The organism is Mycobacterium sp. TH-M106, assembly GCF_057473765.1.
Window position 1 is genome coordinate 1 of the sequence record NZ_JBYCLE010000038.1, and the last position, 1,221, is coordinate 1,221.

Genomic DNA, 1,221 nt, shown 5'->3' on the forward strand with positions numbered 1-1,221 from the left:
TGGTGTCGGTGCTGATGCGCTGCAGCAACGGCACGCCGAACGCGAAGGTCTTGCCCATGCCGGTGCGGGCCTGGCCGATCAGGTCGTCGCCGCCGAGCGCGAGCGGCAACGTCAGTTCCTGGATTGCGAACGGGTGCTCGATGCCGTCGTCGGCGAGCGCGCGCACAATTTCGTCTCGAACGCCAAGCTCGGCAAAGGTCAGTGGGTGCGTGGAATGGGCGGATTGCGGGGTCGAGATAAGCGGGGTCATGCGTGTGAAGGGTGCCTTTCGATGTCGGCTCGGTATCGATCAGGTCGATCGCGTCGCGGTTTCGGGCGCACACGCTGTGACGGTCAATACGCAGCCGATTCGCGGGCCCTGCGCTCGTGGGGAGGCGGCCCAATTGCGTGCACGCACATTTCTTCGGCAGCAGCCATTCCGGCCCGGAACAAGCCCGGGACAAGCCCGGAAAAAGCAGTGCCTGCCGCTGATACTACCTGTCCGTGCTCTGCTGCCTGCCTTCGGCCGCGTCAGGCGCCCAGGCACGTTCTACAGTGTGGCCATGAGTTCGCCCCTGAGTTCGCCCCTGAGTTCGTCCCTGCCCGCCGATCCGGTGGCAGCCGCGCCGCAGGCATCGCAGCTGCGGCTGTCCACCGACCACCCGGGCGTCAACGAGTTGTTCGCGCTGCTCGCCTACGGTGAGGTGGCGGCGTTCTACCGGCTCACCGACGAGGCGCGAATGGCACCCGACTTGGGGGGCCGGATCTCGATGGCCAGCATGGCCGCTGCCGAGATGGGGCACTACGACCTGTTGCGTGAGGCCCTGGAGCGACGTGGGGTCGACGTGGTGGCGGCGATGGCGAAATACACCCCGGCGCTGGACGGCTATCACCGGCTGACCATGCCCAGCACCTGGCTGGAGGCCCTAGTGAAGACCTATGTCGGCGACGCGCTGGCCGCCGACTTCTACCTGGAGATCGCGGACGGGATGCCGGACGAAGTGGCCGACGTGGTACGCGCGGTGCTGGCCGAAACCAAGCACTCCCAGTTCGTCGTCGCCGAGGTGCGTGCCGCGGTGACGGCCAGCGCCAGGCAGCGCAGCCGGCTGGCATTGTGGGCTCGCCGGCTGCTCGGTGAGGCGATTACCCAGGCTCAGTACGTGCTGGCCGACCACGACGAACTCGTCGACCTGGTGATGTCCGGGCCCGACGGCCTGACCCACCTGGCCGGGTTCTTCGACC

Annotated in this window: 2 protein-coding genes; one reads left to right on the top strand and one right to left on the bottom strand. The window is 67.5% G+C overall.

Translation table 11 applies throughout. From position 1 onward, the window contains the following. Positions 1-250, bottom strand: a 250-nt coding sequence (locus tag AC2VOP_RS01225) for a DEAD/DEAH box helicase (RefSeq protein ID WP_486959270.1), incomplete at its 3' end; no start/stop codon positions are given. Between the two features lie 292 nt (positions 251-542). Here AC2VOP_RS01225 and AC2VOP_RS01230 point away from each other — a divergent pair. Then, positions 543-1,221, top strand: a 679-nt coding sequence (locus AC2VOP_RS01230; protein ID WP_486959271.1) for a ferritin-like fold-containing protein, incomplete at its 3' end; no start/stop codon positions are given.